Here is a 14,372-nt window from a genome sequence, read left to right on the forward strand (position 1 = left end):
AACAATGGTTTTTGATGTGCCTTGAACAAGCGGGGCAATAATCAGTGATGGGCAGTAGAGCTGGACGACTTGAATGGTGGTTTTGGTTCTTCGGAGCGAATTTCGCTGGAGCGCGTGCGCAAGAGGTGCTGGCCGGTGTGGTCTTAACTGAAAGGCAGCGCTTGTCTGAAGCAGCGCTCCCGCAGGTGATTGGAATAGCAGTTGGCATTGCTATAATCATGGCTGCCACCATATGGGCCCAGAAGGTCGCGACCGTCAGGCGCGCTCGTGATCGAGATGGCAGTTCCTGGTCCTTCTGGCTTTACGCACTATATAGCGTCGCCTTCATCGCCTCCGGTTTTATTTTGTCGGTCCTGGACTTGCGCCCACCGTTTCATCCGGCTTGGGCTTATGGGCTACTTCTAGCAGCAATGGCATGGATGGTGATCCAGTTTGGCCTCCGGGCTGGCGATCCCAAGGAAAATCGATGGGGGCCGGTACCTAAGTCGATGTTTGGTTTTAACTCGCCGATGCCGAATAATTTCCGACCGCCGCGCACCTAGACTAGCATCTGCGGTTTTTGAGAATAGCTATCCTCATCAATGTCAGCTCTGGGGTCGCAAGCGCTCTTTGTCCTGTGTCCTCAAGAGACGGACAGCGATCTAGAAATGCACGGAACCAGACAGCCTGAAAGTCCGCCAAGGTTCGAGAACAGCCGTAAACTAAATTGCGACTGCCAGACTATTTCACCTTATCGATCAGGGCCATAGCGGCGGCTGGATTGCGGACTTTTGCGCCGGAGATGAAATAGGCAAAGACGTCGCCGTTCTTGGCCCATTGGCGGGTTTTGTTGGCGATGGCATCCAGTTCAGCATCGGTCATGCCGGTGGGTTCATCCTCGCGGCTGGACATCAGGCGGGCATAGGTGAAGTCGGCGGTGCGCTCGTCGATTTCCGGCCAGGTGGGTTCTTCGTCATCGACGGCATAGACGATAGCCGCGCCGTATTTGCGGGCGAGGTCATAGAACTCTTCGCAGGCAAAGGTCGGGTTTCGGACCTCTAAAGCGTGGCGCAGGCGCACGCCGTCCTTTTCCTTGGGCAGCAGTTTCAGGAAGCCCTCGAAATCGACAGGATCGAACTTTTTGGTGCCCATGAACTGCCAGTTAATGGGGCCGAGTTTGTCGCCCAGCAGGGGCAGGCCTTGTGACAGGAACTTCTCAAAGCTTTCACCGCCTTCGGACAGCACCTTGCGGTTGGTGCAATAGCGGCTGGCCTTGACCGAAAACACAAAGCCTTCCGGTGTTTCGTCGCGCCACTTCATCCAGCTATCGGGCTTGAAGGTGGAATAATATGTGCCGTTGATCTCGATCGAGGTCAGTTTGGAGGCGGCATATTCCAGCTCGCGCTTTTGAACGAGGCCGACTGGGTAGAAGGGGCCGCGCCACGGCTCGAACGTCCAGCCGCCGATACCGATATGGGTTTTGCCCGTCATGGTGCGCTCCTGCCGCCAAGGCTTTGTTCAGCCTGATGCCTAACGCCATCTTAGGCATGGGTGTGTGTGAATGGCGATTCAGAAGGTGAGGGAAGTGATGAAACTGATTGCGGTTGTAGCGGGGCTATCGGCACTGATGGCGGCTCCGGTAGCTATGGCGCATCCGGGCGGTTTGAATGCCGAAGGATGCCATAATGACCGACGCAATGGCGGCTATCACTGTCATCGCTCGGGTGGCGGATCTGGCCGATCATCCGGTGGGACCAGCAGCCAACCCAGAAGTCTGGCGGGGAACGGCGTGGGTGTCGGTACCCGCACGCGTTATTTTGCCAATTGCAGTGAAGCCCGTGCGGCGGGCGCGGCACCTGTGCGACGTGGCCAGCCAGGTTATGGTTCGCATCTGGATCGCGACAGGGATGGTGTAGGCTGCGAACGCTGAAGAGCGGGAGAAACCTATGGCCGAGGCTAAAACCAAACCGACAGGCGTAAGCGTAGATGCGTTTCTGGATGAGGTGGAGCATCCGCAGCGATGCGCCGACGGCCATGAGGTGCGCCAGATGATGGAGCGCATCACGGGCGAACCCGCCGTGATGTGGGGGCCGTCCATCGTCGGTTTCGGTACCTATCACTACAAATATGCCAGCGGGCATGAAGGCGATATGTGCCGCGTGGGATTTTCACCCCGTGCGGCCAAGCTGGTTTTGTATGTCGGAGGCTTTGCCGATTACGAGGCGATGCTGGAGCGGCTCGGCAAATACAAACGCTCCAAAGCCTGTCTTTATCTGAACAAGCTGGCCGATGTAGATCGCGCAGTTCTGGAAGAGATTATCCGTTGTACCTATGACGCGGCGGACCATGATGGTTTTGGTCACGGTTGCTGAAGCCGGATACGAAAAAAGCGCCGCATGAAGCGGCGCTTTTTGCATTCCCAAGAAGAGTGGCTCCGCGGGTAGGGATCGAACCTACGACCAGCCGATTAACAGTCGGCTGCTCTACCGCTGAGCTACCGCGGACCATTGCCTCTCGGTGAGGGGTCTATAGCAGCGTGGATTTGATTCCTGCAAGCTAGGACTTGATCTAAAAGAGAAAAATCTTTGATCAATGAGCTGTTTTGGAAGCCGGATACGAAAAATGCGCCACAAAGGGCGCATTTCGTAAACCACTCGGGGCTGGCTCCGCGGGTAGGGATCGAACCTACGACCAGCCGATTAACAGTCGGCTGCTCTACCGCTGAGCTACCGCGGAACACTGCCCCGAGGGAGAGGGGCGTATAGCGCACGGCTTTTGATTCATGCAACTGCTAAAATGCAGAAATGGTCAGGAAATTTCATTCACTGCCGATCCGGCTTGATGCGCTAGGCTGAAGTCTATGACGCCGATCCTGATTACCGACCCCGACCACATTGCTGTTCAACCGTTTCGAGACATCAAGGAACGCGACCTGACGGGGCGCGAGGGGCTGTTTATTGCCGAGGGGGAGGTGGTGCTGAATGTATTGCTGTCGCCCGCAAGCCTGTGTGAGCCGGAGGCGATCCTGATTGCCGAAAAGCGTTGGGAGACATTGCGGCCTCTGTTGGAGCAGGCACCGCATGATGTGCCGGTTTATCTGGCTTCGCAGGAAGTGCTGAACCGGATCGCGGGCTTTGATCTGCATCGCGGCATTCTGGCGATTGGCCGAAAGCCTGAGATGATGTCGCTCGACCTCATGCTGGACCGGCTGGGTGCAAAACCGGATGAACGCCGAATCTTGGTGGTCGCCAGTGGCATCGGCAATCACGACAATATGGGCGGCATTTTCCGTAATGCGGCAGCGTTCGGGGCCGCAGGCGTGATTCTGGATGCGGGGTGCTGTGATCCGTTTTACCGCAAGGCGATCCGCGTTTCGGTGGGGGCGGTGCTGCGGACACCCATCGTGCGTGAACCGACATCAGGCGAGATCGTCACCCGGCTACAGGCCAATGGTTACGAGGTGTTGGCCCTGACCCCGTCCGCGCAAATGCAGTTGGCCGACTACCGCCCGTCACCGCGCACGGCGATTCTATTGGGTTCCGAGGGACCGGGCTTGCCTCAAGCGGTCATAGACCAATGCCTACCCGTGGGAATCCGCATGGCTGGTGGCTTTGATTCTCTGAATGTGGCGGTCACCAGCGGAATCGCTCTGCATCAGATGGCGTTTGGGTAAATGCCGTCTTCGAGGTGAGGATAGGGCGGGGCTAAAATGCGCCCGAATGCCCGCCACTACTGGGTAACAGGCAAAAAGAAAGCCGCCCCGAAGGGCGGCTTTTTCGTTATCGCAGCAGTGGAGGCCTGACCGGGAATCGAACCCGGGTGCAAGGATTTGCAGTCCTCTGCGTCACCACTCCGCCATCAGGCCGCAGCCCCGAGGGGCGCTGCATTGCTGCGAGGAAGGCGTGACTACCTGATTAGTTTGCGGATCGCAACGTAGAGTCTTATAAGCGCGACAGATTTTTTGCCTTTGTCGCCTTCTAAGGACTCTGAAACATGGATTTCGTCGCAGCACGCAAGGTTATGGTGGACTCGCAAGTCCGCGTAAATGACGTGACGAACCGCGTACTGCACGCCGCTATGGGTAGCGTCGAGCGTGAGCGTTTCTGTGCGCCGGAGCGCGCCTTCTCGGCCTATGCCGATGTCATGCCGGAAATTACCGCTGACCGTCGTCTGATGCTGCCGCGTGATATGGGCAAGCTTCTGGAAGGTGCCGAAGCCAAGGCCGGTGAAAAAGCACTGGTTGTGGTCGGCCCCTATGCGGCGGCTGTTCTGGCCAAGATGGGCCTCAACGTCACGGTGCAGGATTCGAACCCAGACGTGTTTGCCGTCACGGGCGAAGCTCTGGCTGATTATGGCGTCGAAACTGTCGTTGCGCCTCTGACCGAGGTGTCGGGCGAAGGTTATGACGTGATCGTTTCCGAGGCCGCCGTACCGGCGCGTCAGGATGCATGGATCGCTGCCCTGGCCCCGAATGGCCGTCTGGTCGTGGTCGAGCGTACCGGTCCGGCGGGCAAGGCTGTGCTCTATGTGAAGGGCGAAGAAGCCGTTTCGCGCCGCGAGCTGTTTGATGCTGCCCCCGATATTCTGGGCGAGCTGGCTCCTGCACCGGCGTTTGCGCTTTAAAAATAGCCGTCACGGGGGCGACGGAACCAAGCGTAACCTGCGTGAAAAAAACTTAACTGGCGTAGATGGCCGCTTGCAGCCATCTACACCGGTGTTAGGCATCATGGATGACCCCGTTGGGGCAGACAGGAACAGGTTTTATGTTGAATCGCTCTCGCGTTCTGGCTTCGGCGGCTGTCATCTCTCTGATTGTGGGCGGACTATCCGGTCCGGCCATGGCCGAATCCCTGCGTGATGCGGTCAATCTGGCCTATCGCACCAATCCGACCCTGCTGGCGCAACGCGCCAATCAGCGCGCGCTGGACGAAACCACAGTTCAGGCCCGAGCGGGCCTTCGTCCGAACCTCAGCGTTTCAGCCGGTGCCAACTATCAGCACAGCGACAGTGATCGCGTAACGACCACCACAGGCGCAACAATCCTGCCGATCGATCTCGACGGTGACGGTGTGGCGGATGCGACGGGCACTATCCCTGGTGGTACGAGCACGGTGGGCGGATCGCGCGAATCGGATTCGTTGTCGGCCACGGTGCAACTGTCCCAGACCCTGTGGTCGGGCGGGCGCACCCGTAATGCCATTGCTTCGGCAGATGCCAATATTCTGGCGGGTCGTGAAAACCTGCGCGATGTAGAACAGCGCGTCATGTTGTCGGTCATTCAGGCCTATGCCGATGTGCTGCGCGACATGGAAGTCCTGCGTGTACGTCAGGAGAACCTGCAGGTTCTGCGTCGCCAACTGGATGAATCGAACGCCCGTTTCGAAGTGGGTGAAATCACCCGTACCGACGTGGCGCAATCCGAAGCCCGTCTGGCGCAGTCGGAATCCGATCTGGCACAGGCACAGGCCCAGCTTTCGGTTTCGCGTGCATCCTATGCAACGGTTGTCGGCCAGTCGCCGAGCAATTTGGAAGACCTGCCGCTACTGCCGAACGTGCCGACAGATTTTGATGCGGCGCTGGATGAAGGTCTGGTCAATAACCCGACCCTCCTGGCCGCTCAGCACAGCCTTACGGCTGCCGAGGCCAACGTAGCGGCGGCGCGTGCGGAATACCGCCCGAATGCCCGTTTGACGGCATCCTATGGTGGCACTTCCAACGAGTTCTCGAACGCGGACCTGTCGGCCAATACGAATTTCACGGCAGGGGCCCAGATTTCTGTGCCGCTGTTCACGGGCGGTCTGAACCGTTCGCGTGTTGCGCAGGCACTGGAACGCGCCAATGCTGCCCAGATCAATATCGAGGGCGAGCGTCGTAACGTGCTCCAGTCGGTTAGCTCGGCCTATGCCCAGTCGGCCTCGGCCCGTTCGTCGCTGCAAGCGGTAGAGCAGGCTGTGCGTGCGGCATCGGTTGCCGCAGAGGGCGTGCGTCAGGAGGCTCAGGTTGGGCTTCGCACCACGCTTGATGTGCTGAACCAGGAACTGGAACTGCGCAACGCGCAGGTGTCGCTGGCCTCGGCGCGTCGTAACTATTACGTGGCTCAGGCCCAGTTGTTGTCGGCTATGGGCCGTCTCAGCGGCCCGTCGCTGGACCCGATGCTGGAAGCCTATGATGCCGAAGCGAACTATCGCTCGGTTCGCACGCGCGGCGCTCTGCCGTGGGATGGTGTGGTCGAGGCTATCGATGCTCTGGGGGCACCGCGTATCGCTCCGCCAGCAGACATTGAAGACGCGCCGGTTGACCGTGAACTCAAGGGTGAGATCGTGCGGACGGCACCACGTCCGTAAGGGTTTTCAACGCTGCATTCCAGATCGCGGGTAGGGCAGCTTAATGCCCTCCATCCCCAATTAGGGGAGAAACGCCCGTTGATTCTGCTCTGGGATGATGCGACGAAGACTGGAACAACTGATACGCGCGCTGCCGATTCCCGTTTTCTTAAAACTTTAGGTTTCTGTTACGCGGCAGCACAATCGCTGACTTGAGGCATCTAAGGCTCGCCATGACCGATCAGACCACTCAGGAACCGACAATGGAAGAGATTCTGGCGTCTATCCGCCGGATCATCTCTGAAGACGACGCGCCTGCGGAAACCGCTGCCGAGGCTGCGCCTGAACCTGTTGCCGAAGTCGTGGCCGAACCTGACTTTGAAGTCGAGGACGAGGTTCTGGAACTTACCGAGCCTTACGAAGCGGCGCAGGCCGAGGTCATCGGTGATCTGGATGTCGGCGTGCCGGTTTACGAAGCCGAGGCCGAGCCTGAACCGGAAGTCGCCATCGAGGACTATCCGGTAGAAGATTTCCCCGTATCCGATGGCGGTCTGGTCAGTGACACGACCGCGGCCAATGCGGCCACGGCGTTTGCCGGTCTGGCTGCTTCGGTTGGCCGTCCGGCTATGTCGGATGTGCCGAACATGCCGTTCGATAGCGGCAATACGGTTGAGGGCATGGTGCGCGACATGCTGCGTCCGATGCTGAAATCGTGGCTGGATGCCAATCTTCCGGCTCTGGTCGAGCGCGAAGTTCGCAAGGAAGTCGAGCGTATTGCCCGCAGTGCGAACTAGCCTTTGACGCCACCAGATATTAAATGATGAGGGCGGCTCCGGCGGGGCCGCCTTTTTCTGTTCTATTTCATCACCCTCGGCCCGCGACGCGGACTGCGCCGTGCGCTAGAGACAAAGACATGACCATGCTTGAAAAGACGTTCGATCCGAAGGCCGCCGAGCCCCGCCTGTATGCACAGTGGGAAGACAGCGGACAGTTCCAGCCCAAGACCGACGGCGCTGCCGAGGCCTATTCGATCGTCATCCCGCCGCCGAACGTGACGGGCAGCCTGCATATCGGCCACGCCCTGAACAACACGCTTCAGGACATTCTGGCCCGTTATCACCGCATGCAGGGCAAGTCGGTTCTGTGGCTGCCGGGTACGGACCACGCCGGTATCGCCACCCAGATGGTTGTCGAGCGCAAGCTGGCCGCCGATGGCCTGCCGGGCCGTCGCGAAATGGGCCGTGAGGCCTTTGTCGAAAAGATTTGGGAATGGAAAGCCCAGTCGGGCGGCACCATCATCCAGCAACTGCGTCGCCTTGGTGCCTCGTGCGACTGGACGCGTGAACGCTTTACGCTGGACGAAGGTCTGAACGAGGCTGTCCGCAAGGTGTTTGTGCAGTTGTACAAAGAGGGCCTGATTTACCGCGCCAAGCGTCTGGTAAACTGGGACCCGCACTTTCAGACCGCCATCTCGGATCTCGAGGTCGAGCAGAAGGAAGTGGACGGCGCGTATTGGCACTTTGCCTATGCGTTGGCCGACGGCGTCACCTACCAGCATCCGGTTGCCTTCGACGAAGAGGGCAAGCCTACCGAGTTTGAAACCCGCGACTATGTCGTGGTCGCCACGACGCGCCCAGAAACCATGCTGGGTGATACCGGCGTAGCCGTGCATCCGAAGGACGAGCGTTACGCCGGTCTGGTTGGTAAGGACGTCATCCTGCCGATTACGGGCCGTCGCGTGCCGATCGTGGCCGATGAATATGCCGACCCGACCAAGGGCTCGGGCGCGGTAAAGATCACACCGGCGCACGACTTCAACGACTTCCAGGTTGGCAAGCGTGCGGGTCTGCCGTCGCTGAACATCATGGACTCGCTGGCACGCATCATTGCCGATGAAGTGCCGGAAATCCCTGCCGAGTTCGTCGGCATGGACCGTTTTGTCGCGCGCAAGGCCGTCATCGCCAATGCCGAGGAAAACGGCTGGCTGAAGGAAATCGAAAAAACCAAGCACATGGTCCCGCACGGCGACCGTTCGGGCGCTGTGATCGAGCCTTGGCTGACAGACCAGTGGTGGGTTGATGCCAAGACTCTGGCCCAACCGGCACTGAAGGCCGTTCAGGATGGCGAGACCGTCTTTGAGCCCAAGAGCTACGAGAAGGTCTACTTCGAGTGGCTGAACAATATCGAGCCGTGGTGCGTTTCGCGCCAACTGTGGTGGGGACACCAGATTCCGGCTTGGTATGGTCCTGATGGCGAAATCTTCGTTGCCGAAACCGAAGACGAAGCTCGCGTGGAAGCCGAAGCCAAGCTGGGGGCAGGCGTTACCCTGATCCGCGAAGAAGACGTGCTTGATACATGGTTCAGCTCGGCCCTGTGGCCGTTCTCGACCATGGGCTGGCCGGAAAAGACCGACGATCTGGCGCGCTTCTATCCGACGGCTGATCTGGTTACGGCGGCGGACATCATCTTCTTCTGGGTTGCCCGCATGATGATGATGGGCAAACATTTCATGGGCGATGCGCCGTTCAAGCGCGTCATCATCAATGGCCTCGTCCGCGACGAGAAGGGCCATAAGATGTCGAAGTCCAAGGGCAACGTCATCGACCCGCTGGAAATCGTGGACGAGCTGGGTGCCGACCCGCTGCGCTTTACCATGGCCATCCTGTCGGGAACGCGCGACATTAAGTTGTCAAAACAACGCATTGAAGGTTATCGTAATTTCGGCACCAAGCTGTGGAACGCCGCACGCTTTAGCCAGATGAACGAATGCGCCCGTGTTGACGGTTTCGATCCGTCGACGGCCCAGCAAACCATCAACCGCTGGATCCTCGGTGAACTGACCAAGGCCGAACGCGCCATCTCATCGGCGATCGAAGGCGGTCGTTTCGACGATGCGGCGGGTGCTCTGTACCGCTACATCTGGAATGTGTTCTGCGACTGGTATCTGGAACTGGCCAAGCCTGTGTTCCAGGGCACAGACGAAGCGGCCAAGGCCGAGACCCGCGCCATGACCGCATGGGTGTTGGACGAGACGCTGAAGCTGCTGCATCCGGTGATGCCGTACATCACCGAGGAGCTGTGGGCGGAACTGGGCAAGACCGGTCCGGCCCGCGAAAAGCTGCTTATCGGTGAAAACTGGCCGCAACTGCCGGACAGCTTCATTGATTCCGCCGCCGAACAGGAAATCGGCTGGGTCGTTGACCTGATCGGTGAACTGCGTGGTCTGCGCGCCGAAATGAACGTGCCGCCGTCGGCCAAGCCACCGCTGGCCTTTGTGGGTGCCGATGACGCCATCAAGGCATTGGTCGAGCGCCACCGTCCGCTGATCCTGACGCTGGGCCGTGTGTCTGAAGTGTCGGTTCTGGATGCGGCTCCTGCGGGTGCGGTGACCTGTGTATCGGGCGGCGCGACGGTTGCTCTGTCGCTGGCTGATTTCATTGATCTGGGTGCCGAAAAAGCGCGTCTGGCCAAGGAAGTCGCCGCGTTTGAAAGCGACATCGGCCACTACAACAAGAAGCTGGGCAATCCGAACTTCGTTTCGCGTGCTGCACCTGAAGTGGTCGAAGAGCAGCGCCAGAAACTGGCCGATGCCGAGGCTGGCAAGGCCAAGCTGGTCGCGGCTCTGGCACGTCTGGACGCGATGGAGTGAGCCGTATCCGGCTTGACCAACACCTTGTGAACCTTGGACTGGCCGAAAGCCGGTCCAAGGCCAAGGCCGCTATTGATGCGGGCAATGTCAGTGTGGACGGTGTTGTGGCCAAGGCCGCGTCGCTGAAAGTACTGGAGGACGCCGTCATTCAATACGCTGCGGCCCACCGCTGGGTCGGGCGCGGGGCACTGAAGCTGGAAAAAGCCTTTGCGCTTTGGCCGCTGGATGTCGCGGGCAAGGTGGTGATGGATGTTGGTGCATCCACGGGCGGCTTTACCGAGGTGTGCCTTGATCAGGATGCGGCCAAGGTGTTTGCCGTCGATGTGGGGCAGGGGCAGATGCACCCCAAGATTGCCTCTGATCCGCGTGTGGTGAACCTTGAAAAGACCGATGCGCGTGAACTGACCAACGCACAGATCACAGAGGCCCCAAGCCTGATCGTCTGTGATGCCAGCTTTATCAGCCTGTCCAAGGTGCTGCCTGTGCCGCTGTCACTGGCGGCGGACGGCGCGCAACTGATGACACTGGTGAAGCCCCAGTTCGAGGCCGATGGCCCGTCGGGTGTGGGCAAGAAGGGTGTCGTCAAAGACCCCGAGGCCCATCAGTCTGCGGTCACAAAGGTGCGTGACTGGCTGGAAAGCATCGGCTGGTCCGTACAGGATGTTGCCTCCAGCCCGATTACCGGCGGGGACGGCAATACCGAGTTCCTGCTCTGGGCACGCAAAACCTAGAAACAATACCCCGAAATAGAATGAGGGCCGCCGGAGTGATCCGGCGGCCCTCTTCGCATCGTCAATCGACAGGGGGGCTGAAGTTTAATCGACGATGCGATAACGGCCGCTGGCGTCCGGGCAGGTACGGACATGGCGGGTTTCTACGCGACCATCCGGCATGCGGATTTCGCTTTCGGCAAGACGGCAACCATCATCGACCGGAGCCGGTTTGGAATAGCCGCGGTCATAGTCTTGCGGATAGTCGCGGTAATAGTCGTAGTTGTCGTCGCGGCGGTTATCACGCGGATCATAGGTCGGGGCGGTCGGGCGTGTTTCGTAATAGACCGGCGCGGCGGGCGGATAGTCACCGGGGGTGCAGGCTGCCGTGCTGCGGCCAACACCGGCACCGATTGCGGCACCGAGAACGCCACCCAGCAGGCTGCCTTCGGTGCGACGACCGCGCGAGGCGATTTGCGAGCCGGCGATAGCGCCAATGGCAGCACCCAACATGCCCGAGCCTGCCTGGCGCTGGCGCTGATCACGCACACATGGGTCGTAATAGGCTTGGTTCTGGCCATAGGAGCCGTAGGAGCCATAGTTTTGGCCATAGTTTTGAGCCGAGGCCATTGTCGGCATAACCGTTGCGGCACATGCGATGGCGGCGAGTGCAAAGGCAGATTTCTTGGCGATCATTTTACCCGGCTCCTGTGGGAAACGGCCATGAGGTCCGCTCCGTCTTGATGTCAGGATTAGCGAGATGAACCTGAACGGTTTTTGAACGAGGGGCGTGAAAGCTGTTCATGTTCGTTCACCTTTGTTTTTGCCGCTTTCTGTCGCTAGAAGCGGCATATGACTCAGACACTGACCATTACCCGCATGGGCCACCAAGGCGACGGGATCGCCGATACGCCGAATGGCGCCGTCTTTGTACCGGGCGCATTGCCAGGCGAGGTAGTGAGCGCCGTGGTCGAAAATGGCCGTGTCGAGAGCTTTGAAATCATCGAGGCCAGCGCTGATCGTCGGCCTAATTTTTCCGACGCGTATGCCGAATGTGGCGTGGCGCCGCTCCAGCACTGGGCCGATGCGCCCTATCTGGAATGGAAGCGCGATGTCGTGCTCCACACCCTGAAGCGTGAAGGTCTGGAAACCGAGATCGAGGCGACGGTGGCAACACCGCCCGCAACGCGCCGCCGTATTGCCCTGCATGCGCGCCGTGGCCCCAATGGCCGTATTCTTCTGGGGTTTAAGGCGCGTCGTTCGTGGCGTCTGGTCGAGATTCGCGATTGTCCGGTGTCGGACCCTGCGCTGGTGGCTGCGTTTCCGGCAATGGCGCGCGTAGCCGATGCGTTTCTGGTGCATCCGAAGTCGGCACCGACCCTGCATGCGACCCTGACCGATACGGGTATCGATCTGGACGTGACGGGCGTCGAAAAACGCTCGGGCGGCCTTAGTGCGGACCAGATTGCCAAGGCGATTGCCGCAGCTGCCGAGGGCGGCTTTGCACGCCTGAGCCTTGATGGCGATACACTGGTGATGGAGCGCCAGCCGCGCATTACCTTTGGTCGGGCGTCTGTACCCATTCCGGCCGGTGGCTTCCTGCAGGCGTCGCCAGCAGCGGAAGCTGCGATGGTTGAACGCGCCGTTGCGGCGGTGAAGGGCTCAAAGAAGGTCGCGGATCTGTTCTGTGGGGCAGGGACGTTCACCTTCCCTCTGGCCGAGGTTGCATCGGTTATGGCGGCAGATTCGGCGGCCTCGTCGATTGCTGCCTTGAAAGCCGGTCTTTCAACGGCGCAAGGCTTGAAAGGCATCGAGGCACAGGCGCGTGATCTGTTCCGTCGTCCGCTGTCGCCCTATGATCTCAAGGGTTGCGACGCCATTGTGATGGACCCGCCGCGCGCAGGTGCCTTGGAGCAAACCCAGCAACTGCCGGGGACCAAGGCCAGCGTGGTTGTGGGTGTGTCGTGTAATCCGCAAACCTTTGCACGCGATGCCCGCGTGCTTGTGGATGCCGGATTTACGCTCGAAAAAGTGACCCCGATTGACCAGTTTATCTGGTCCACCCATATCGAATTGGTCGGCGTTTTCCGCCGCTGATCCTGCAAGGTTCTCTGATGACCCAAGATCATGACATTGACGATGTGGACGGCGGCGGTTTCGATTTCGACGATTGGGATCGCCTGAAACCCTTTACGGGGCGTGTAGCCAGCTTGGACGACGTGCAGTCCAAGGCGGCTGTCTTTGCTCTGGGTGACACCCAGCGCCCGTATCCTCTGGATATGGAACTACCTCAACCTGCCATCTGGTGGGACGAGGACGGCGAGAAGCCAGTCATCATCGTTCAGGCCGAAATCCACACCAATTCCGATGACGAGGAGATGGAGATTTACGGCCTGATCCTGCCGGATGGTGACGGCGCGGTCGCCCTGAGCGAAGACGTTGATCTGGTGGATGCGACCGATGCGGCGTGGCGTAAACTGGTCGAGGACTTTATTGATCCCTCGGCGGCCAATGATTGACTAAGCCGGACCATCTTCGAACAGGTCCATCTGGGGCCGAGCTTCGGGTGGAAGTCTGAACTGGTTTGTATCCAGAGACTTATAGCTGCGTTCTAACCCATAGCGTCTGATCGCTGCCTTGAAACGGGTGGCGATCAGCTCTGCGACAGGGCCCGTGCCTCTCATACGCTGGGACCAGTCTGCATCATAGTCTTTGCCGCCTCGCGTCTGGCGTATCAAAGACATGACGCGCGCTGCACGATCAGGGCGGACATCATCCAGCCATTCGCGAAACAGGTCCTTGATCTCGTGGGGCAGGCGAAGGGTGACATACATGGCCCCCGTAGCACCGGCCTTGCTGGCGGCTTCCAGTACCGCCTCCAGTTCGTGATCGTTCAGGCCGGGAATGACGGGCGCGAAACCGACACTGGCGGGACAACCTGCATCTCTCAGGCGGCTGATGGCTTCAAGCCGCCTTTCAGGCGTAGCGGCGCGTGGCTCCATAGCGCGGGCCAGTTTGCGATCCAGTGTCGTGATCGAAATACAGGCAACCGCCAGATTACGCTGACCCATATCGCCCAAAATATCGGCGTCTCGGGCTATCAAAGCCGACTTGCTGATGATGGAAAACGGGTGATTGTGGCGTTGCAGGACCTCCAGCAAACGCCGCGTTAGTCGGGTGTCGCGTTCGACAGATTGATAGGGGTCTGTATTGCCGCCGATGTGGATGGGCCGGCAGCGATAACGTGGCGATGACAGTTCCTTGGCCAGCAGTTCAGGACCGTCCGGTTTGTAGAAAAGGCGGCTTTCAAAATCGAGCCCTGCGGACAGGCCCATATAGGTGTGGCTGGGCCGCGCATAACAATAGATGCAGCCATGCATGCAGCCGACATAGGGGTTTATGGACTGGTCGAAGCTGATATCGGGGCTGTCGTTACGGCTGATTATCGTGCGGGACTTGAGCGGCGATAGCGTGGTTTCAATCTGGGCGGGGGTATCATTGCCGGTCCAGCCATCATCGAATTCGATCTTCTCATAGGCTTCGAACCGACCCGATCTGTTTGATCGGGCACCGCGTCCGCGCGCACCACCTATGGGAACGCCCAGACCGTTTGGCTGTATTTTGGCTTGAGGCTGGGCCATGGCATGACGAGAGTTGAAACAAAAAGGGAACATTATGCAGTGCGCGCTGTCTGTCCAGCAGCAATTTAAG

The 14,372-nt window shown here is 59.5% G+C and carries 14 protein-coding genes and 3 tRNA genes; 11 read left to right on the top strand and 6 right to left on the bottom strand.

Annotation, left to right across the window (positions count from 1 at the left end; genetic code table 11):
* Window positions 1-47 precede the first annotated feature (47 nt).
* Window positions 48-542 (top strand): DUF805 domain-containing protein, encoded by a 495-nt coding sequence (locus tag FHS64_RS14400; protein ID WP_167178146.1) that lies wholly within the window; start codon window positions 48-50, stop codon window positions 540-542.
* 178 nt (window positions 543-720) lie between these two features.
* Here the strand turns inward: FHS64_RS14400 and FHS64_RS10355 are convergent, their stop codons facing one another.
* Window positions 721-1,470, bottom strand: a complete 750-nt coding sequence (locus tag FHS64_RS10355) for a DUF72 domain-containing protein (protein ID WP_167178147.1) — start codon at window positions 1,468-1,470, stop codon at window positions 721-723.
* Window positions 1,471-1,567: 97 nt separating this feature from the next.
* On the opposite strand from FHS64_RS10355, the gene FHS64_RS10360 reads away from it, so the two are divergent.
* Together FHS64_RS10360 and FHS64_RS10365 are read left to right on the top strand one after the other, a co-directional pair.
* Entirely contained in the window at window positions 1,568-1,909 is a 342-nt protein-coding gene (locus FHS64_RS10360) for an excalibur calcium-binding domain-containing protein (protein ID WP_167178148.1), read from the top strand.
* A gap of 16 nt (window positions 1,910-1,925) precedes the next feature.
* Complete coding sequence (locus tag FHS64_RS10365) at window positions 1,926-2,351, top strand: DUF1801 domain-containing protein (protein ID WP_167178149.1); 426 nt, start codon at window positions 1,926-1,928, stop codon at window positions 2,349-2,351.
* A 57-nt stretch (window positions 2,352-2,408) separates the two neighbouring features.
* Here FHS64_RS10365 and FHS64_RS10370 read toward each other — a convergent pair.
* Both FHS64_RS10370 and FHS64_RS10375 read right to left on the bottom strand, forming a co-directional pair.
* A tRNA-Asn gene (locus FHS64_RS10370) sits at window positions 2,409-2,483 on the bottom strand.
* A gap of 157 nt (window positions 2,484-2,640) precedes the next feature.
* A tRNA-Asn gene (locus tag FHS64_RS10375) sits at window positions 2,641-2,715 on the bottom strand.
* A gap of 124 nt (window positions 2,716-2,839) precedes the next feature.
* Between FHS64_RS10375 and FHS64_RS10380 the strand changes: the two genes are divergently transcribed.
* Window positions 2,840-3,652 (top strand): TrmH family RNA methyltransferase, encoded by an 813-nt coding sequence (locus FHS64_RS10380; protein ID WP_167178150.1) that lies wholly within the window; start codon window positions 2,840-2,842, stop codon window positions 3,650-3,652.
* A gap of 118 nt (window positions 3,653-3,770) precedes the next feature.
* Here the strand turns inward: FHS64_RS10380 and FHS64_RS10385 are convergent.
* A tRNA-Cys gene (locus FHS64_RS10385) sits at window positions 3,771-3,844 on the bottom strand.
* 128 nt (window positions 3,845-3,972) lie between these two features.
* Here FHS64_RS10385 and FHS64_RS10390 point away from each other — a divergent pair.
* The 5 genes from FHS64_RS10390 (at window position 3,973) to FHS64_RS10410 (ending at window position 10,682) form a co-directional block, all read left to right on the top strand.
* On the top strand, window positions 3,973-4,602 hold the full coding sequence (locus tag FHS64_RS10390) for a protein-L-isoaspartate O-methyltransferase family protein (RefSeq protein WP_167178151.1): 630 nt from the start codon (window positions 3,973-3,975) through the stop codon (window positions 4,600-4,602).
* A 140-nt stretch (window positions 4,603-4,742) separates the two neighbouring features.
* Window positions 4,743-6,323, top strand: coding sequence for a TolC family outer membrane protein (locus FHS64_RS10395; protein WP_167178152.1), 1,581 nt, complete (start codon window positions 4,743-4,745; stop codon window positions 6,321-6,323).
* Window positions 6,324-6,535: 212 nt separating this feature from the next.
* A complete protein-coding gene (locus FHS64_RS10400; protein WP_167178153.1) occupies window positions 6,536-7,096 on the top strand; it encodes a DUF2497 domain-containing protein in 561 nt (186 codons plus the stop codon).
* 125 nt (window positions 7,097-7,221) lie between these two features.
* Window positions 7,222-9,951: a valine--tRNA ligase gene (locus tag FHS64_RS10405; RefSeq protein ID WP_167178296.1), complete on the top strand. Its 2,730-nt coding sequence runs from the start codon at window positions 7,222-7,224 to the stop codon at window positions 9,949-9,951.
* Entirely contained in the window at window positions 9,948-10,682 is a 735-nt protein-coding gene (locus FHS64_RS10410; protein WP_341771145.1) for a TlyA family RNA methyltransferase, read from the top strand. Before FHS64_RS10405 ends, FHS64_RS10410 begins: the two co-directional genes overlap by 4 nt.
* A gap of 84 nt (window positions 10,683-10,766) precedes the next feature.
* Here the strand turns inward: FHS64_RS10410 and FHS64_RS10415 are convergent, their stop codons facing one another.
* Window positions 10,767-11,357 carry a glycine zipper 2TM domain-containing protein gene (locus FHS64_RS10415; protein WP_167178154.1) on the bottom strand — a complete coding sequence of 197 codons (591 nt, stop codon included), beginning with the start codon at window positions 11,355-11,357 and terminating at the stop codon, window positions 10,767-10,769.
* Window positions 11,358-11,513: 156 nt separating this feature from the next.
* Here FHS64_RS10415 and FHS64_RS10420 point away from each other — a divergent pair, with 156 nt between their 5' ends.
* Together FHS64_RS10420 and FHS64_RS10425 are read left to right on the top strand one after the other, a co-directional pair.
* Entirely contained in the window at window positions 11,514-12,758 is a 1,245-nt protein-coding gene (locus tag FHS64_RS10420; RefSeq protein ID WP_167178155.1) for a class I SAM-dependent RNA methyltransferase, read from the top strand.
* 17 nt (window positions 12,759-12,775) lie between these two features.
* A complete protein-coding gene (locus FHS64_RS10425) occupies window positions 12,776-13,180 on the top strand; it encodes a hypothetical protein (RefSeq protein WP_167178156.1) in 405 nt (134 codons plus the stop codon).
* On the opposite strand, the gene FHS64_RS10430 is transcribed toward FHS64_RS10425, so the two are convergent.
* The gene (locus FHS64_RS10430; RefSeq protein WP_243862929.1) at window positions 13,181-14,302 is read right to left on the bottom strand and encodes a PA0069 family radical SAM protein; all 1,122 of its coding nucleotides are present in this window, start codon (window positions 14,300-14,302) and stop codon (window positions 13,181-13,183) included.
* Between the last annotated feature and the right edge of the window lie 70 nt (window positions 14,303-14,372).

Source organism: Brevundimonas terrae (assembly GCF_011761985.1).
Lineage (GTDB): Bacteria > Pseudomonadota > Alphaproteobacteria > Caulobacterales > Caulobacteraceae > Brevundimonas > Brevundimonas terrae.